The sequence below is a fragment of the Janthinobacterium tructae genome, assembly GCF_006517255.1.
In the GTDB taxonomy this organism is placed as follows: domain Bacteria; phylum Pseudomonadota; class Gammaproteobacteria; order Burkholderiales; family Burkholderiaceae_D; genus Janthinobacterium; species Janthinobacterium tructae.
On sequence record NZ_CP041185.1, the window covers coordinates 4,053,199 to 4,073,661 of the forward strand.

General features: G+C 67.2%; 6 protein-coding genes. All 6 read right to left on the reverse strand.

The window, feature by feature from the left end:
- Window position 1 precedes the first annotated feature (1 nt).
- The gene (locus FJQ89_RS17760) at window positions 2-1,741 is read right to left on the reverse strand and encodes a putative porin (protein ID WP_205704505.1); all 1,740 of its coding nucleotides are present in this window, start codon (window positions 1,739-1,741) and stop codon (window positions 2-4) included.
- Window positions 1,742-1,898: 157 nt separating this feature from the next.
- Window positions 1,899-2,615, reverse strand: a complete 717-nt coding sequence (locus FJQ89_RS17765) for a hypothetical protein (protein WP_243136609.1) — start codon at window positions 2,613-2,615, stop codon at window positions 1,899-1,901.
- Window positions 2,616-2,625: 10 nt separating this feature from the next.
- Complete coding sequence (locus FJQ89_RS17770; protein ID WP_034753784.1) at window positions 2,626-3,036, reverse strand: ExbD/TolR family protein; 411 nt, start codon at window positions 3,034-3,036, stop codon at window positions 2,626-2,628.
- Window positions 3,037-3,049: 13 nt separating this feature from the next.
- The gene (locus tag FJQ89_RS17775) at window positions 3,050-4,831 is read right to left on the reverse strand and encodes a DUF2341 domain-containing protein (protein ID WP_141171121.1); all 1,782 of its coding nucleotides are present in this window, start codon (window positions 4,829-4,831) and stop codon (window positions 3,050-3,052) included.
- 56 nt (window positions 4,832-4,887) lie between these two features.
- Window positions 4,888-6,513 carry a ShlB/FhaC/HecB family hemolysin secretion/activation protein gene (locus FJQ89_RS17780; RefSeq protein WP_243136106.1) on the reverse strand — a complete coding sequence of 542 codons (1,626 nt, stop codon included), beginning with the start codon at window positions 6,511-6,513 and terminating at the stop codon, window positions 4,888-4,890.
- 198 nt (window positions 6,514-6,711) lie between these two features.
- Window positions 6,712-20,355 carry a filamentous haemagglutinin family protein gene (locus FJQ89_RS17785; RefSeq protein WP_141171123.1) on the reverse strand — a complete coding sequence of 4,548 codons (13,644 nt, stop codon included), beginning with the start codon at window positions 20,353-20,355 and terminating at the stop codon, window positions 6,712-6,714.
- Window positions 20,356-20,463 lie beyond the last annotated feature (108 nt).

Below are 20,463 nucleotides of genomic sequence, written 5' to 3' on the forward strand. Positions count from 1 at the left end.
CTTAAAAACGCGCGTTCAATTCGATTTGCAGGGTGTCGATCGACAGCGCCGAACCGAACACTTCGCGGCTCGACGTCCAGCGGCCGTTCAACCACGTATTCTTGTCGAGCGCATACGCGCCGCCCAAGTAATACCCGCGCGCATTCGTGCCGCCCAGGTGGAAGGTGGAATCGTTGTAGGCGTCAGGCAAGGCGTCCGGTTCGATGCGCTTGTAGCCGAGCAGCACGTTCCAGTCGCCGCGCGCTTGCGTGTTCGCCTTGCCCAGGGTCGCCTGCAGCATGTAGGCATTGCCGCCGCTCCTGAAATCGGCTTGCGAGACGCCGCCCGTGCCGCCGAAGTTGTTCATGATGCCGCCCTTGGCGCGCGCCCACATTTCACTCTTGTCGTAGGCCATGTTGCGCACATAATCGCCTTCGATGCGCAAGTCCTTGCCGCCGGCCACCTTGCTGTCCCAGCGCGCATTGATATTGGCCAGGCGGAATTTCGACGCCAGCCCCACGAATTGCGGCTGCGGCGTATTCGCCGGGTCGAGCGGGTTCAGCGCGATATTGCGCAGCAGCATCAAGCTATTGCCCTTTTGCATGCTTGATGGACGCGACCAGTCCGTGCTGCAGCCATCGGCACCCGCGTACAGCGCACACGGCTGCGAATATTCGCCGCTGATGTTGCGGAAGTTGTAGTAGGCCAGCGCGCCGCGCAACTGATGGTCGCTATTGATTTTCCACGAGGCACCCACCTGCGCACCAAGCAGCCATTTGTTTTCGCTGGACATTTTTGCCTGGCTGCGGCTAGGCGCATTGTCGGACGAATACTCGAGCGGAATCAGGCCCAGCGTGCCGAACACGGTAACGTCCTTGTTCGCGCCCACCGGCTGCTGCAGCTTGGCGGCGATGCCGTCAAAATTGAGTTCGCTGGAAAACAGTTCATCGCCGGACACGAACGGGTTATCGAAGCGGCCCGCCGTCAGTTTCAGCCAGGAAGCGGGCTGGTACGACAGCCAGGCCTGGTCCAGCCAGATGTTTTTCTTGCCCAGGCCGCCACCCAGGGTTTGCGTGGTGGACACGGGGCTGTCGTCATTGCCGCTGGCCAGGCGGATGCCCGCTTGCGTGCTGTCGGAAATGTCGGCCAGGATACCCAGGCGGGCACGCGCACGCAGCAAATGCTTGCGGTCTTCGCGCGTGTTGAGCAGCGCCGGCAGTGCCAGGTTGGTGTTCGAATTGACGTCGTAGCCGCTGCCGCTGTTGAGCGAGCGCCAGTCGATCTCGATATTGCTGTTGGCCATGTCGTAGTAGCGCGATTCGTAACGCGCGCGCACATCGCCTTCGACGCGGATGCGCTTGGTCCAGGCCGGCGTTTCATTCGGCGCCGCCCAGCCGCCCGCCTTCGCTTCGGCCATGACCTGGCCCTTGATCTCGTCGCGGATCTGCTCGCGTACGGTTTGTGAAAGATACGGCACGCGCACGTCGCCTGGCTGTACCTGCGCCAGGGCGGCCGGTGCCGCGGCCGGACGCGCTTGCGCCGCGGCCAGCGCTTCGCTCTGCGCCTGCGCCAGCAGCGCTTCGCCGGCATCCTTGTTCAGGGCGCCGCTCTGGATCAGGCCACGGATCAGTTTGACCATGGTGCTGTCGGCCGGTGCTGCGGCCTGGGCTTGCACTGCGCCGGCCGCCATGCTCAGGGCCAGGGCAGCGAACGCCAGCGGAAGGCGACGCAGGCGCTGTGGGGAAGAAAATATGAGGTTCATCGCTTCTTTCGGTAAAAATTAATATGAATGTCGTAAAGAACGCCTGAAAAAACCGCCGCGAGCGGCAGTGAATTGTGGCTGAGAAGCGCAGCTGTGCGCATGCACAGTGAGCATCGCAGGCCGCAAATCACAACGCGCAGCAGGTTTGGTCGGGTGTTCACGGCCGGCGGCCTTTAATGGATACACGAGCCGGGAAACGCAGGGACGCCGGCGGCCGCTCATCGGCGCGGAATTCGCGCACCATGGCCAGCACCTGCTCATCCGTCTGCGCATTGCCCGTGCCTTGCACAAGGTGGACCTTCGACGTCCGGCCTTCCGCATCGAGCCACAGGTCGACGCGGATGTCGGCGAATGCCAGCTGGCGCGTGCGCGGGTCGCGGGCGAACGCCATCTGCAAGGCATTGGCCACATAGCGGCCATACGATCCCGCACCGAGGCCGCCGCCACCGCCGCTGCCGCTCATGCCGCCGCCGCGTCCGGCCTGGATGCCGAAGGCGTCGCTGCCGGCCTGCGCCGCGCCGTCGATGGTGACCGGGTCGCCCTTGTCCGGCGACGGACTTTCCGGCGCGTCATCCATGGGCTTGTCGGCCGGCGTCGGTTCCGGCTCCGACACTTCCGGCACCACCTTGTCGGGCGTCGGTTCCGGCAGTTTTTCCGGTTCCGGCGGCGGCGGTGGCGGCGGTGGCAGCATCAGCATCGGCGGCGCCGCCACTTCGCGCTTGGTGGCCGCCGTGTCGGACAGCAAATACCAGACCAGCGCGGCCAGACCAGCGGCCAGCAGCGCGCCGCCGGCCACGCCGCCCCAGCGGCGCCACCACTGCGCCGCGCCCGACGCTTCCGAGGCGGCCGTCTTCATCATGTCGTCACGCTTCACCTTGCGCTCCTCATGCCGGCTTGCCGGTCACCAGGCCCACCTGGTTCAGGTCGATGCGGCGCAGCAAGTCGAGCACTTCAACCACTTTCGCGTACTGCACGGCGGCATCGCCGCGCACGATCACGGGAAAGTCGGGCGTCAAGGCCTTTTCCGTGCGCAAACGCTCTTCCAGCTCGGGCAGGGTGACGGGATAGGCATCGAGGAAGACCTGGCCCGCGTTGTCGATGGTGATGGCCTTGGTCTTCGGTTTTTCCAGCGCCATGGCCGAACTGGCCTTGGGCAGGTCGACCTTGATGCCGGGAATGCTGGCGTTGCTGGTCAAAATGAAGATCACCAGCACCACCAGCAGCACGTCGACGAAGGGCGTGATGTTGATGCCGCCGCTACGCTTGCGGGGGGTAAACTTGGCGGAGGTGGCCATGGTTATATGCCCCTCACGCCTGTTGCAGCGCGGGACGCATCTGCCGTCCATCGCCCTGCTCTTCAGCCAGGCGCGTGGCGAATTCGTCGACGAAGACAGCCATATCGGCGACGATGGCGTCGGAACGCGAGGACAGCCAGTTGTAGCCGAACAGCGCGGGAATCGCCACGCCCAGGCCGGCAGCCGTACACAGCAATGCTGCGGCCATGCCCGGCGCCACCGAGTTGATGTCCACGGCGCCGGCCATGGCCGCCACGACGAACACCAGCATGATGCCGATCACGGTGCCGAACAGGCCGACATACGGCGCGCCTTCGATGGTGGTCGAGAGCCAGATCATGCGTTTCGACATGCGTTCGCTTTCGCGCACCATCACGCCATCCATGGCGGCGCGGATGGCGCCGATGGTGGCGTTCGAGACGGCGTTCAGGTCGTAGCCACGGTCGTGGCGGCGGCGCATCTCGTCGATGGCCACGTCATACAAACGCCACAGCGAAGAATCGGTCTTCACGGAGGCGCTCAGCTTGCCGTTGCGCGCCAGGTGATCGAGCGGCGCGCCGGCCGCTTCGTGGAAGGCTTGCATGAATTGCGCGTTGGCGCGCGCGATGGCGCCATAGCTGCGGCCCTTGCCGATCATGATGATCCACGACAAGGCCATCATCAGGCCCAGCAAGCCGACGACGATCCAGGCGTCGAGCGGCATGGCGGCGATGATGAAGCCGAAATGGCTTTTGCCGGCCTGCTGTTCATCGGCGCCAAACACGGCCAGGCGCGATTCGGAACCTTGCGAAACGGCATCGGCCAGCAGCAGCGCATCGGGACGGGCCGTGCGCGACAGGCGCAGCTCGTCGATGGCGCCCGTGAAGTTGGCCAGGGTAGCGGCACCAGAGGCGACCGGCGGCGTATCGGCGCCCACCGAGGCGGCAGTCGTAAAGGCTGGCAGGGCGGTAGCCAGCGAGACGGCTGGGCGGCCGCCCACATACAGGGCCACGTTGGCTTTGTCGGCCTTCACTGCCAGGTGCGACCATTGCGCGGCCTGGATCGGTTGGCCCGGCTTGCTGCGCTGGCCATTCACCTGCACGAACGGCACGCCCTGGTCTATACCGATCAGCAATTCATTGGCGCCGTCGCGGCGTGCATACAGCACTTGCTGCGCGCCCAGGCTGTCCGGGCGTACCCAGGCCGAGAAGGTAAATGGCGCAGCGGCGGCCAGCGCCAGCGAAGGCGAGGCGGGCAGCATCAGGGGCGCGCTGCCCAGGCGGGCACCGGCACCGATGACGGAACCGTCGAGCGCCGGCACGGCCGTCTGGGCATGGTTGCCGTAGGCGGTGCTGTCGCGCGAGGGCACGCCCGGTTCGGCGAAGTGGTACACCAGGCTGTAGTCGGGGTCGAAGGTGCGCTGGCCGTTGCCGGACGCGGGCGCCTTCGGATTGCCGTAGTACATCCACAATTTTTGCGGCGTACCGGCCGTCAGCGCCGGCACGTCGACCCAGATCAGGGCGATGCCCAGCAGCGGGTTGAATTGCTCGATCTGGTGGTTCAGCACCGTTTTATCGTCGCCCGCCACGAAGCGCAGGTCGGCGCCGCTGTCGCTGACGCCTTCGAAGTTGAAATTACCCGAATGCAAGCGCAGCAGCACGGGAATGCGGCCGGGATCGCCGCCCACGGCGCCGGCCTTCGGGCCGGCATCGACGGTGACGGGTTTGCGGTAAGCCCAGTCGGGCTGCCACCAGGCGTGCGCCAGGCCGGGAACGAGCGTACCCAGGATCGTGAGCAAGAAAAGAAGACGTTGCATGACAGTAATTCTCCGAAGAAAAGTCTAAAAAAGTACAGTGCTGTTGAGCTGGCCCGTCAGTAGCTGGCCGACAGGTTGAAATTGATGCGGCGCACGTGTTTGTGCGTGCGCGGGCCATCGCGCAGCGGATACGAAAAGTCGATGCGGCCATTCAGGTAGCGCAGGAACTGGAAGCTGCTGCCCACGCCCACGGAGGCCAGGCCGAACAGGTCTTTCTGCTCGATCATCGGATCGCGCAGGCGCAGGCGCGCGCCATCGGCAAAGGCAAACAAGCGCCAGTTTTCCAGGCGGCTGAAATACGTCAGCTGGGGCGTGCGCCATTCGAGCGTGCCGGACACGCCGTAGTCGCCCGTCGCTTCGGCCGACAGGTAGCCGCGCACGGAATTGGCGCCGCCGGCGGCCATCTGTTCGCCCGACACCAGCGCCGCATCGGCCAGCTGGCCCGCCAGCTTGCCGTACAGCTGCGCGCCGCTGCCCAGGGTATAGGTGGCGTTGGCGTCGCCCTTCAGGACGAGGAAGCTGGGTGTAGCCTTGTAGCGCTTGTTGTCGTAGGCGGCGCTGTCGCTGCCATAGCCGAACGAGGCGCGCGTGCCGGCCACCAGCGACAGGCCCAGGCCATACGTCGCCGTCTCCGTCTGCGCAAAGCCGTTATACGACACGCTCAGGGGCACGTACTTGAGCGGAATATTGCTGCCCGTGCCATTGAGTTTCAAGGCTTCCTGGTTATCCTTGAAATCGATACCGGCAGAAAAGCTGTGCCACCAGATGCCGCTGTTGGGCACCGTGTAGTTGACTTTCATGCCCAGCGCGTGGCCCTTGCCCAGCACGCTGGTGCCGCCCGTGCTGGCGACGTTGCTGTTCGACTGGTAGCCGGTCGCTTCCACGCTCCAGCCCTGCGTGCCGATCGGTGCCACGTACGAGGCGGACCACACCTTGGTCTGGTTCAGGTCGCCCGGCGTGCCGAAAAAGCTGAGGGTGGCGCTATGCCCCATCTGCCACAGGTTGTCGTGACCCAGCGACATACTGGTACGCAATTTCTTCGTATCGGCGCTGTAATCGTTGTTCAGGCCGACGCTGGCGCGCCATGGGCTGCTGTCGTCCACTTTCAAGTCCACGTCCATGGTGCCGGGCAGGCTGCCCTGCTTGACCAGCGGCATCACCTGACGCTTGGGACCACGGTTCAGGGCCGTCAGTTCCACTTGCGCCTGGGTAAAGTCAGGCACCTTGCCCTCCATCAGTGCCGGCACTTGCTGGCGCACGTCGAGCGGCGAGTTGTACTGCGCACCGACCACGCGCAAGCGGCCCACCTTGGTTTCACTGACCTGCAGCACCACCACGCCCTGCTCCACCTGCTGCTCGGGCAAGTCGACATAGACGGACTGGTAGCCCCGCGCCTGATAGGCGGCGACCAAGGCGTCGCGTGCCCCTTCCACATCCTTCAGGGTGCGGCCCGGTCCCAGGAAGGGCGTGACGGCCTCTTCGATGGCACGCGCATCGAGCACGGTATTGCCGCGCACCAGGTATTCCTCGATCGTCACTTGCCGTTCCGGCGCGGCCACGGGGGCGGCCGCCGGGACGGCGTCCTGGGCGCGCGCCATGCCGGGCAGCGCCAGCATGGCCAGGCACAGCAGGCTCAAGGCGGTCGCGGGCGCCTGCGGCGCGCCGTTACCTCGTTTCTTCATCTCACGCATATTCCATTCACCTCAAAATCAAACGGTTGCCCTACCCGGTATCGCGGCGCCGAACGCTATGCTCGGCAAGACAGTACCTAGACGAACGCCGCACGCACGAACTGACGTTTGTCATCAAATGTTCATAAAACTCCGGCCACGACGCTGGCGCCGCAGCCGGAATGGCCTGCCGTCAAGCGCGTACAGCGGTCACGGCTGCAAGCCGCGACGCTCGTTCGGCGTGAGCGCCTGCAACTGCGGCGCCGTCAACGGTCCCGCACCCAGCACCTGCACCACGCCGGCCGGCTGGTAGCTGGACGCCTGCGGCTCACCGCCCTGGTGCTTGCCGACACCGCCCTCGTCCGCCTGCTCGTTGCCAAAGCCCAGCACCTTCACGGTGAACAGCGAAGGCTGCGCCTGGCGCGTGGCGGCCCGTTCGCGCTGCAGCACGTCCTGCGCCGCCGTCACGGCTTGCGAGGCGGCCGCGCTGGCATTGCTGAGCGCACCCACGTTCACTGCGGCAATGACCGGCATGCCCGTCGACTTGCCCTGCACCTGGATGTTTTCCGCATTCACCACCTGCAGCGCGGCCAGGTTGACGTTGCCCGAAACGCGGATGCCCGCCTCGCCGGCGTCGATGCTGCCCAGCGGGGCGATCAGGTCGATGTCGCCAGGCGGCACCTCCGGGATCGGGTTCAGGGTGGCGATGCCGGCGCCCGTGCTCGGCGTGCTCGGCGAGAGGCTGACCAGGCCGATGCTGTCGTAGGTGCGGCGCTGCGGCGTGTAGACGACGGTGGACTTGGTGCCGCGGCCCGCATTGATGTCGCCCGTGGCCGACCAGGCCAGGATGTTGCCGCCGAACGTGGTGAAGATGCGGCTCTGGCCCAGCAGGATGCTGTCTTGCGCATACATCTGAATCTCGCCTTCCCCCTGCGTCAGCACGCCCGAGCCTTCGCCCGGCGCATAGCCGCCATCGACGCCGATCAGCGCGCGCCCGCCCGGCACCGTGATGCCGATATCGCCGCCAAAATCCGTGTGGATGCCCGCATCGTTGACGATCACGTGCGGCACGTCCATCGATGGACGCCCCGCCTCGGCCCACTCCTGCGGGCTCAGGTAGCGCACGCCCGCCAGCGGCCGCTTGGTGTAAATGCCCCCGTAGTCATCGACCGTATACAGCGCGCTGCTGAACATCGTCAGGTCGCCCTGGTAATCGATCTTCTTGCCCGCCTTGTCCTGCGATGGGAACAGGGTGGCGATGGCCTCCCGGCCGCGCAGGTAGCTGCCGCGGCGCATGCCGTCCGGATCGCTGTATTCGCGCCCGGCCGCCTTCAGCTCGGCAAAGTAGACATTGCTCAGGTACACCTGCTGCTGTTCCTTCGGCAAGGCGGCAAAGAAGCTGCGCGCATCGGTGGCCGGGTCATAGCGGATGCCCAGGCCGCTGTCGCCGCCAAAGCGCGTCGTCAGCCAGTTCACCAGGTGCAACTGACTGACCAGTGCATATTCGCGCGCCAGGTCGCGCCGCACGCCGCCCGTCTGCTGGCCGGCCTTTTCCAGGTCCGCCTGCTTCGTGCCGAGGAAGGCGGAAGCCCCCGCTTCGTCGCCTTTGTAGCCGAACTGGCCGCGCAGCCAGTCGGCCAGGGTCAGCTTGCCTCCGTAGACGTACACGGCGCTGCCGGCCTGGTCGGCCAGTGGCTGGCCTGGGTCGGCCAGCTTGGCCGGGTCCAGGTAGCGCGCCGCGAAGGCCGCATAGTCGGGACCATTGCGGCCCACGCCGGCGGCCACGCTGATGCCGGCACCGTTGCCGCGTTCGCCGGTACTGACGATGGAACCGAGGCTGCGCAATTCCGCCTTGTCGGCCATGTACAGGTCGCGCCCGGCGCTCACATTGAGCTGGCCCGGTCCCGCCACATAGAAGGTGCTGTAGCGGATATCGCGCCCGGCGCTGACGACGGAAACGTCGGCGGCATTACGGTGTACGAACAAGTTGCCGCGCGCGGACGAGCTGCCGAAGACGATCGGCTTTTCCGGCAGTTCAGGACTGTTGGCAAAGGGCTGGCCGGTCCATCCCGCCGCGCCGTCCGGCACGTTCTCGACAGTGCCGAGCGGCGTGCCGGAATTGACGATGTCGCGCCCGGCCCGCACGGCCACGGCCCCACTGCCCTCGTACCACAGGCCCAGTGCGCCGCTGACGCCTTTCAGGTTGCCCCGGTACACGATACCGCCCGTGCGCAAGCCCACGATGTCGCCGCTGTTGGCATAGAAGTGCGCGGGCACCTGGCCCGCCGGCACATAATCGGAGACCGTCGGCGGGGTCATGCTGAACAGCGGATACGTCTGCTGCGCACCGCTGGCGCCGTTGCTGGTCGCCCCCAGCAATTTCAGCGCTGAAGGCGCCAGCGCCTCCTGGCTGACGTTATGCAGCGGCAAGTGGCCGAACCACACCGGCTCCGAGGCGCCGACGAAACCGGGATTGAACGGGCTCGGCAAGAGTCGCGGATCGGCGCCCGACTGCGTGATCGGATAGCCGGCCGCATGGATGGAGTCGGCGGCCAGCATTTCCAGCTGGCCCGTGCCCGTCCTGACAAATTGGGGCGCCACCGGCGACGGCGCCAGGATCACGCCGTTTTGCGGCATGTCGACCTTGCCGCCATCACCCAGCCTACCCAGGCTGGCATTGCCGTAGTACAAGCTGCCGCTGGCGGCCACGGCGCGCAGCACGGACGGCATGACGAAGCGCCCGTCCGACGGCGCGTGGTTGTCGCCGGCCGTCGCGTTGATCCAGGACGAGGTGGGCGTCAGGTTGCCGCCCGCGCTGAACAGGTCGATGGCCGTGGCCGGCGTCCACAGCGAGAACCAGCTCCAGCCCTCGCCCTTGCGCTCCACGCCCTGGTAGTTGAACGGCGTGCCGTTGGTCAGCTGCTTCACGCGGCCCGCATCGGTCGTGCCGCCCAGCACCAGGTCGCCGCGCGCATCGATGCGCACGCCGCTGTCGCCCGGCACCAGGATAGGCCCGCCGCTGGCGATCGCCGTGCCCGCCGTGTAGGTTTCATACGGCCGCGATTCCTTCGGATCGGCGCGGTCGAAGCGCAATTCGATGCCGCCCACGGCGCCCGCCTCCAGGCGCAGCGCGCCGCGCAGGTTGGTCAGCGTGCTGTTCAGGCCAGGCACCTGGCGTTCGAAACGCGTGTTCGGGTTCGGCCGGTCGCTGTTACTGTCGAAGCTGCGCACCTCGGCCACAGGGTTCAGCCCGCCGCCGATGCGGATATCGAGATCGCCGCCGCCCGTCAGCAGCAGCTTGCCGTCCGGCGTCACCCTGCCCGTGCTGCCCACGGCCACATTCAGGCCCTGGCTGCGCGGCGCGAACTCGCCGCCCGGATCGGCGCGAGAGGCCAGCATGCCGGCGTCGCCGCCCGCCTGCAGCAGCAGATTGCCGCCACCCAGGGTGCCGATGCCCGTAAAACCCGACAGGAAAGGCATGCCCGAATACAGGTCCGGCCCTTCGGTGCCCGGAACATAGGTACCGAAGTTGATCCACCATGCCGTCGGCACGCCGCCACCGGTGCTGCCGCTGCCCTGGCGCCACAGCCAGGTGCCGATGTCGCTGGTGTCCTGCTGTGGACGCAGCCAGCCGATCGCGTCTTCGCGCCGGCTGATGGAAGCGGCCAGCGTATCGCCCTTGACGTCGCCTTGGGCGCGCAGCAGCAGGTTGCCGCCATGCTCGGGATACCAGGCCCGGTACAGGCTCTGGCTGCCGCCGTCGACGAACGGGATGAAAGCATCGCCGTCCGTCCCCAGCAGCTGGCCCTTGACGGTCCGCGCGCGCGGCAGATTGAACAGGTCCTTGCCGCCCACCAGCGGCGAGGCCGACTGCGTGCCCGCCGTGTAGACGCCATACAGCGTATGCATGTCGAAGTCGCCCGCGGCGAGCAAATCGAGGTCGCCCGCGCCCGTGCGCAGCACGCTGAACAGGGCCTGGCGCGCCGGCGCGGTCACGTGCACGTATTGAGGCGCCGTGCCATCGGCAATCTTGACCACGATTGCGCCATATTCATTGAAGCCAAGCAGCACTTCTTCACTGGCAAAGTTGGCCAGGTCGATCGGCATGCCAGGTATCTCGCCAAGCAGGCCGGCATCGTCGCCCCATACATACTGTGCGGGTAAGCCGGTGCCTGGAACCAGCTCGCGGGCATTGGCCATGCCGTAATGCGCATCGGCCAGCATCAGATGGGCGTCCTTCGCATGCGGGCGCAGCGCGCGCGTGTCCGCCGCCGCCGTATCGGCGCCGCCCACCAGTCGCAGCGACCACGCTTGCGAACCCTGGGCCAGCATGGGCGCCAGCGCCAGGTTGCGGCCCTGGCTGCCGCTGCCATCCGCGCTGCGCAGCGACACCATGGTGACGTCGCCCGGCAGCCTGACCACGGTGCCGGCGGGCAGCACGCTGCCCTTGTCCAGCGCCAGCGCCGAGGCCAGCACCACGCCGTTGACAAAGTTGACGCTATCGCCCGTGTCCATGGGCTTGCCTTCCGGGAAGGGCAAGGCGACATTCGCCGGCCACACCATGGCCGCCACCCTGGCCGCGCCGGGCAGGCGCAGGCCGGGATCGAGCTGCATGCCGCTCGACAAGGTCAGCGCCTTCGGCAAGACGCTGCCGGCCGGGTACAGCACGCTGCCATCGGCATTGCGCACGGCGCCGCCCAGCACGCTGCCAGCTGGCAAGTTCAACTCGTCCGTCAAGGTGGCCTGCGCCGCCAGCAAGGTGCCGCCGCGCAACTGCATGGCTTTCATCGGTACGGCGAAATTGACGCTCGTGCCCGATTTGAAATACGTGTCTTCCGCCAGGGTCACCAGGCCCGCTTGCGGCACGACGACCTCGCCGCCCCACGGCAAGCGGCCCTTTACCAGTTGCCAGCCCTTGTCGTCCGACGTGACCGGCAAGCTGCGAGTATCGAAGCCATCCGTGATACTGCCAAAGACGCTGAGCTTGCCACCGGCGCGCAGCACCAGCGCGCCCGCCTCGCCCGAACCGTACACGCCGCTCAGGCGCGCCAGCGGATTGACGCCGTCATAACGGTGGCCGGACAGGTCGATGTCGCCATCGATATGCAGGTCGCCGCCCGGCGTGGCACTGACGATCTCGACGCCGGGGCGCAGATGGAAGGCGTTGGCGTCACCGCGCAAGCCGCGCAGTTTGCTGTTCATCAAGTTGCCGTTCGCCAGCGCATTGACCATGAAGGCCTGGCTGTCCCCGTGCTTGCCATCCAGGTAAGCCTGGGTGATGCTCTGATAGCTGCGGCCATCCGCATCCTTGCCCGTGCCGGCGGGCGCATCCTTGTATTGCCAGAAGGCGTTGACGTTGATGTTGCGCGCGCCGGCAATGTTCAGTGTGCCAGCCGCATCGATGTCGATATCGTCGCCCGTGGCGCCGCCCAGGCGGCGCGCGTTCAGGTCGATGCTGCCATAGTTGCCGCCCTTGTCTCCGCTGCGCAGGTCCATCCGCGCGCCATTTTCCAGGGTCAGGCGGCCTCCAGGCGACGCCAGTTCGATCACGGCGCGGTTCGGCGCCTCGATCACCTGGCCATAGCTGTCCGTGCGCAGCAGCGTGCCATGCGCGTCGAGCACGGCGCCGGACTGGATGGTGACGCCGTCGCGGCCGGCCAGGCGGATGCTGCCCACCTGCTCGCCGCTGGCGTCGATGCGCCCGTTCACCGTCAGGTTGCCGCCGTCGACGGACACGCTCACTTCGCGCGCCTTGAGCTCGTCGCCGATGGTCAAATTACCCTGCTTGAGCTGGAAGCTGCGGCTGCCGAATACCTTACCCGTGTTCAGGCGCTGGTTCAGGCCGGCAAAGTCGCCGAGATGCTGGGCGCGGATCTCCACGCCGCCAGCCGCGTAGGCTACCTGCGTGCCGCCCGCGTCATAGCTGCCGCTGGCGCCGCCCAGCAGAGTTCCGCGCAAGTCGGCCGTGCCCGCCGCCTCGCCCGTGGCGATCACGGCCAGCTTGCCGGCACGGTTGTTCACGGCCGACAGGTCGATCACGGAGGCGGCCGCCTGGTGCACATCGCCTTCGCGGCTATCGAGGATCACGTCGCCACCCCAGCTGTACTTGCTGGTGTCGTAGAAATCGATCTTGCGGCCCGCCAGGTCCAGCTTGGCCCTGTCGCCCAGCAACACATCGCGCTCGGCCGACAGGGTCAATTTTCCGCTCGGCAAGACCACCGACGTATCCACGCTGACGCTGTTGCCGCTCAGCGCCACTTCGGCGCCCAGGGCGCCGGCCAGCACTGCATTCGTCGGCGTGGCGGCGGCTGCGCCTGCCGGCGCGCTCACCTTCAGCTCGCCGCCCGCCGTGATGCGGTTGACGGAGCCGGCCGCGCCCGTCAGCAGCGGCGTATTGATCAGCACATTGCCACCGCTGTAGCGGTAGCCGTTGATGGCCGTATCCCAGGCGCCCTGCGACTGGTAGACGGACAGGCTGCCCTTGTTGTTGGCGGTGACTTGCTCGCTGGCATTCAGTGCCACCTGGCCGAAGCCCAGTATCAAACGGTCCAGCTTATGGATGGTGTCGGGACGGCGGTCCGGCGTGAAACCGAACTCGATGCGCCTGGCATCGACCTGCAGGCGGCCGCTGCCCGTGCCGGGGCCAGCCGCGACGACGGCGCCGGGCGCATTCGTCGCGCCCTGCCACACCAGGGTGTCAGTATGGATGCGCGCCAGCGCGTCCGTGCCGCCATAACCGTAGATGGCGGGCGTATTGAGCACCAGGCGCGACAGCGAGGACTTGCCCGTGGTCGCGTCGATGGTCGACAGCTGCGCAGAGTCATAGAAGTTGAAGGAGTTGCGCGCCGTCAAGCCCAGGCTTTCCAGCGCCGGTGCGCCCGTGCTGGTGTCGCCGCGCAGCAGGCGGTCGAGCACGCCCTGGTTCAGCGCCAGGCCGTCCGGCAGGGCGCCGCGGACACTGGCGTCCGCCAGCGCAGCTTCGCTGCCGATATTGATCGCCCCCATCGCCAGCACCAGGTTGCGCGTGCCGTAGCGCACGTTGTCGCGCAGGGTAAAGGCGCGCTCCGTCACGGCGGCGATGGTGCCTTCCGAATACAACGAGGTCGTGCCGCCGCAGGCGCCTATCGTCTTCGCGCACGCGCCGATGTCGATGATGCCGGGACCATCCGAATCGGACGGCGTACGCACGGCCGGCAGCATGTCCAGCCAGCCGTTCGAAACGGCCAGCACACTGCCCATCGGCTGGTACACATAGCCATCGCGCGAATCCCAGGCCGCCTTGCCGCGGCCCAGCGTATTGATGCCCGATCCCTGCTCGAGAAAGATGCCATCGGTGGTTTTCGTGGTCACCAGGAACACCTCGGCCGCCTTCAGCACGGCGCCGTCGCGCAGCACGATGCCGCCCGCAGATTCGTTGATGGCGGCGATATTGGCGCGCTGGTTGCTGCCCGTACCGATATCGCTGTAGGTGACGCGCGGCAAGCCGCCGATGCCCAGGCGCTGGGCGCCAAAGGCGTTGATCTGCGAAGCGTGCACGGAGACGCCATCGAAGTTTGCCAGCGGCGCCGTGCCGTCGGCCAGCACCTCGTAGCGGGTCGACGCATGGCGCCCCGTGCCCAGCAGCAGGGAACCGCCAAAGCCACCCTCGGCCGGCGCGTACAGGGCGCTGCCATCCATCATCAATGGCGTGTGGTTCTCCTCGACGCTGTGCAGGGACGGGGCGATCAGCTGTACGCGCACGGCCTTGGCGTCGCGTTCCAGCATGGCGCGCGGCACGCCGTCGCGCGTGGCCTGCGCCATGGCAAAGGCGGCATAGCCCGTTTCATTGTATTGCGAATAGCTGCGCAGCACGTCGGCCGGCGTCAGGATGGCCTGCCCGGGCACGGCGTCGCGGATGGCCGTGCCGGCGATGCCCGTCTGCGCCGCCGTGGCATACGAACCATTGCGCATGGCCACCGTGCTGCCCGCCTCGACGGCGCCGGCCAGGCTATTCAATTCCACGCGGAAGGCGCCCGGCAGCAAGGCGAAATGCGATGGCAGCAGGGTGTAGGTGCCGGCAGCAAGGCCGGGCACGCCAGCGGCTATGGTGATCTGGCGCCCCACGGCCGGCTTGCCCGCGCCTTGCTCTGCCATCAACGGCGCCACGTCCGGCTGCACGCCGGGAATGATGGCGTAGACGGGATTGGTATTCAGGCCAGGCAAGGTAAAACCGCCATTCGGCTTCATCTGCACCAGCGGATTGAGGCGCGCATCGGTGGAGCCGCCGCGCCCGGCCAGGAAGGCCGCGCCCGTCAAGGTGCCGCCGCCCGACAGGTCGAGCACGGCGCCGGCTTGCACATCGACGGCGGCGCCCGTCAAGGCGATCTCGGGGCCATTGCCCACGCCATTGAAGACGACATCGTTGCCGTCATACAGGTAGCTGAGGCCATCGAGCGTGCCGCCGTATGGCATCGTCAAGCCTTTCGCGCTGACCGACGTCAGGCTGCCCGGCAACAGCTTGACATGGCCCGTGTAGGCTTCATAGCCTTCGGCGCCCAGGGTGATCTGGCCCAGCGGCGCGCGCAGCACGCCATGCTGCTTGATGGTGGGCGCAATCAGGTTCAGGCTGCCAAACACGGAAAACGGCTGGTTCGGCGTGGCGCTGCCGGCGCTGCGCTCGATATTCAGCGTGCGCAAGGGATCGAGCGTGACGCGGATATTGCCGAACTCGTCGACCCGGCTGCTCTGGCCCACGGTGACCATGCCACTGTCGCCCGTGGCAGGATAAATCTGCGCGGCGGCCAGGGTGGCATTGCCCGGCTGATACAGGGCGGCGTTGTTCGACATGCGCAAGTCGCCGCGGCTGTTCAGGGTCAGTTGCTCGAAGGCATAGCGTTCGACGGCCAGCGGCTTGCCGCTGCTCTGCACGATCTCGCCGCGCGTGCCCATATTGACCTCGCCCGCGAGATCGAGCATGCCCGCATCGATCTGCAGCAGGGAGCCGTCGGCCACCAGCGGCACGCCCAGCATGCCGCGCCCCTTGCCCGAGTTTTTCGAGCCTTTCACGGCATTGGGCACGATGTAATTATCCTTCTGTCCGCGCACGGCCGTACCCAGGCGCACATACGGCGCCGCCAGGTGCACCTGGCTGGCAAGACTTTGCAACTTGTCCCGGCCGGCCGCATCCGACTGCATTTGCTGCTCCAGCCCCAGCGAACTGGCGCTCAGGCGCAGGCTCTGGCCCAGCGTCAGCTTGACGTCGCCATCCATGCTGAGCATGCCGTTGACATGCATGGCCAGGTTATCGAAGCCGCCGGCCTGCACGCGGTCGGCACCCAGGCGCGCACTGCCGTAGCGCAAGGCGTCATCGTGCTGGCCCGCGCGCAGGTCGGCCGGCAAGACGCTGTCGCCCTGCACCTGGGCCAGCACGAATTCGCGCGGCACCCGCACCACATTGTCGACGGTGGCGCCTTGCAGCGTCTGGCGGTCCACCTGGCCGTAATTGGGCGTGTCCAGCGCCATCGCCAAGGTGCCGCCTGCCGCCCCAGCGCCACCGGCCGCCGCGCGCATGGTGCCGTCGGCAAAGATGCCGTTGTAGGAACTGAGCGCAATCAAACCGCCGCTGCCGGCCACGTTGACGGCGCCCTGGTTCGGCAAGTCCAGCGTGGCTTGCGCGCCGCTGGCGTCGAGCAGTGCGCCCGGGCGCACCACGACAAAGGCATCGGCCGCATCGACGCTGGCGGCATCGGCCTTGTAGCGGGCGCCGATTTCGATGCTGCCGCCCTTGTCGGCGCGGCCATAGCGGCCACCGCGCATGTCGGTGGCCACAGTGGCGCGGCCGGCGACGTCGAGCACGGCGTGTTCGCCGATCCAGATCGAGGTGGCTTGCCCCTTGCCGTTCGGCACATCCATATCGCTGCCCGTGCCAAAGCTGCCCGGCAGGATGGCGATCTTGCCGCCCCAGGCGTCGAGCCGGCCATCGATACTCATCTGGCCATTGCCTGTCAGGCTGATCTGACGGCCCGGATCGACCGTGACGACGGCGCCCTCTGCCACCACCAGTCCCCCCTTCACGTTCGGACTGCCGGCCGACAGCGTCAGGTCGGCGCCGGCGCGCTGCGTCAGGCGGCCCTTGCGCGCATCTTCCTGATACAGCTCTGGCGTCCACACTTCCAGCGCGGCGCCAGGATCGGTGCCGCCCGCTACCGTGTGGCCGGTGGCGGGATTGAAGCGCAGCACGGGCATCCGCACATCGATCTGCGCATCCTTGACCACCACGACGCCGTCGCGGCCCGTGACAGCGTAATCGGCAAAGCCGCTCTGGAACAGGCTGGCGCCCAGCGCCGGCATGGGCTGCACGGCAACGTCGCGTCCCAGCATGGTGCCAGTCGGCAGCAGCACGCCGCGCGGCGTGCGCACGTCGTCGGCGGCGATGCTGCCGGCCGCATACCGGGTCGTCAGCGGCAGGATGGGCAAGCCGTTCGGAAAAACCGCCGCCGAGACCACGAATCCCGCATTGAGACCGTTGATGGCCGTTACCACGCTGCCGGCGGGCGCGATGGAACCACCCTGGACATACCTCGTGCCATCGATGAAGAAGTTCGCGCCCTGCGGTACCAGCAAGTCGGCCCCCAGCACCAGCGGTTTCAGCGTCGACACATCCGCCGTCACGGGCTTGGCCAGGGTCTGGCCCGGCTTGATCAGGCTGGTGATGATGGCGAAATCAAAGGGAACCTTCTCGCCCTTGGCAATCAAAAATTCATCGCTCAGGCGCAGGCCGACGGGGGCGCTGCTGCCCGCTGGCAGCACATCGCCTTCGAGCAGTTTGCCGCCGATGCTGACAGCCGTGCCGCTATCGATCACGAGGCGCCCGCCGCCCTTCACGCCATGGCCGCGCAACTCGCCGTCGAGCTTGAGCAAGGCGCCGGTGGAAGCTTTTTCGCGCGGCAAGTCGACCGCCAGGGTGATGTCGCCGCCACGGCCGCCCTGCAGGCTGCTGTTGCTCATCAGGGCGGCGCCGGACGAGACGTCGATGACGCTGCCGCCAGCCAGCTCGATGCCGCCGGAGCTCTTCAGGGTCACCTTGCCGCCATGGATATACGGCAAACCGGCGACGGCGCCCGGATCGAGTTCCAGGTTGCTCCACAGGCCGCGCGCATCGAGGCGCACGCCGGGCGCCACGCGCACGCCGGCCGGGCCCGTGGGACGCCCTTCCGGCGACACGGGCGCATCGAGCCACACGGCGCCCATGTTCGCCAGATAGCGCGACACCATGTTGCCGGCGGCGATGCTGCCGCTGCGCGCGCTCACATTGGCCTTGATCGCGACATCGGTGGCGTGCAGGGCGATGTCGCCGCCATCGGCCACGCGCACATCCGCATTGACGTCGAGCTTGTCGTAGGCATAGATATTCAGTGCGCCCAGCTCCAGTCCGTTGAGCCAGTCCGCGTCGAGCTGCAAGGCTTTGCTGCGCGCGGCCGGCAAGGCATCGCCCAGCAGCTGGCCATCGGCGATGCCGGCCACCTTGCCGATTTGCACGTTCTCCAGCACGGCTTGCGGGCTGTCGCGCAGCTGGCCCGCCTTCGTATCGAAGACGGGCGTCATTTTTCCGACGATCAATTGACCGGCGCGCGCTGCCGACGTCTGCGCCTGCTTGTAGCTGTCCATGCCGTCATCGCGCTTGCGCTGCTGGCGCTCGCCCTGGAACGCGGAGGTATCGATATCGCCTTCCAGCACGGCCGCGCCCGTGGAAACGATCAGGCGGCCCGCATCGCGGCCCACCGTATAGCCGTTTTCCAGGCGCTCGCGCGGGCCGATCAAGGCATTCGCATGGGTTTCCGTCGTGTTCGCGCCCCAGCGCGCATGCGTGCTTTCATAGCCGCGGTACAAGCCCGTGTACAGGTTGTCGCCGGGGGCCGTGCTCAGCTTGAACATCGCGCCATAGGCCCCCTTCAGCCACGTCTGCTTGACCATGCCCGTCTGCACGTCCAGCGAACCGCCGGCGATGTTGATGCGCGAACCGGCCTGCGTCACCACTTCGCCGCCGCCAAAGCCGACGGTGCCGCCCTGGGCCGCCCACTCGCCGATGCCGTGGCCACTGGTGTTGAGGTAGCCGCTCACTTCCAGCAAGCCGCCGGCCGTGTACCAGCGGTCCGTGGCGTAGCCATTCGTGCCGGCCGGTACCAGCACCAGGTCGCGCCGGTCGACCCACACATCGCTGTTGTTGAGATACTTGGCATCGCGGCTGCCGGGCGCGTCGCGCTGCTCGTTGCCTTGCACGTTGATCAGCACATTGTTGCTGCTCATGTCGACCTTCACGCCGACGGCACCGGAGACGTCGATGGCGGCGTCGCGCGCCACGTGGCTGCGGCGGGCCGCATCGACCAGCACCTGGCCGCCCGTGGCCAGGGTCAGCGAGTCGCCCTCGAACTCCACGTTGCCGGCGGAAACGATGCGCACCAGCGACTGGTCGCGCCGGTCCTGCGGCGTGTCCGTTCCTTTGCCCGTGTCTTTCAGCAAGGTATCGCGCTGTACGTCCAGCGCCGTGGCGCCGTTGTCATCGATGACAACGGCGCTGACGCTGCCGCGCGCCAGGGTGACGCCGGCGTTCTCGCCTGCCGCCGCCAGGTGGATGCTGCCACGGCCATTGACGGTCGTACTCGACAACAGCACGCCATCCTGGCGCACGCTATTGCCGCTCAGCGTGATGTCGCCTGTCGCCGCCTGGATCACGCCGTTGTTGACGACGGCACCGGCGCCGCTGCCGGCCACGCGCAGCATCTCGACTTCATTGCCGCGCGTGCTAGAAAACTGGTTCTTGTCCGACCCCTGGCCCGGGCGTACGACGATGGCGTCGCCGGCCGCCAGGGTGGTCTGGCCATTCGGCGTGGTGATGGCGCCCGCGTTGTCAACGCTGCGGCCGGCCAGCAGCACATAGCCGCCGCCCTCGGTCACCGTCTGCGGCTTGCGCGTGTCAATGCGCGCGCCGGCGGCGACGACGACATCGGCCTCGGCCTTGCCGTGCGTGTAGGTATTCTGGCCCAGCAGCAAGTCATTCGCGAAGGTCGGCACGGCGCCCGTGCCCTGCGCCTTGCCGTACAGGCCGCTATTGAACTGGCTGTCGCTCATGCCCATGGCGGCGGCAGCCAGATTGCGCGTATCGACCTGGCTGCTGCCCGTAAACACGATGCCGTTGCGATTGACGATCATCACCGTGCCGTCGGCCTTGATCTGGCCCTGGATCTGGCTGGGGCGCGCCAGCGGATCATTCACGCGGTTCAATACGGACCAGTGCGATTTCTGGTCGAATTGCAGGGTAGTGTTCTTGCCGACGTTAAAGCTTTCCCAGTTCAGGATCGCCTTGTCATCCGTCTGCACCACCTTCACGACGGTCTTGCCGTCAGCCTGGGTTTGCACGGGCCCTTGGGCATTGAGCCAGCCGGCCGTCAGGCTGTTGCTGTCGACCTGCAAGCCGCCCTTGACCAGGCCGTCGGGGGCGCCGCCCGCCGCCAGCGCCGCCTGGCGCGCGGCCGCCTGCGCCGCCTGCTCGGCGGCGATGCCGCGCGCGGCCAGCAGCAAGTTGTTCAGCGATTGCTGCAGCTTGCCTTCGGCCTTTTGCTGCTGCAGCAAAGGATTGTTCAGCGAGGTTGCCGGCTGGCCATTCGGCAAGCGTCCCGTGGCCGCAGCCGTGCCCTGCTGCGCACCCTTGCCGGCGAACCAGGCGCCGCTGAACGGCTGCTGCGCCTGTGCGCCACCGGCCTGCAGCAGCATGGCGATGGCCAGCGCCAGCGGTTTCAAGCGCACCGGGCGCCCGGTCCGGTTGCCCGCCATGGCGGAGGAGGATGCGTGTTTCGTGACCGACTTGCTTCGCTGCATGGCGACATTCCCTTTTCATGTTCCGTTGCTGACCGATATCGCGAAAGGGCACGCGGCACGCACGGGGCGGGCGGCAGGCACTGATTCGCGGCTTCCAGCAGCATTGAC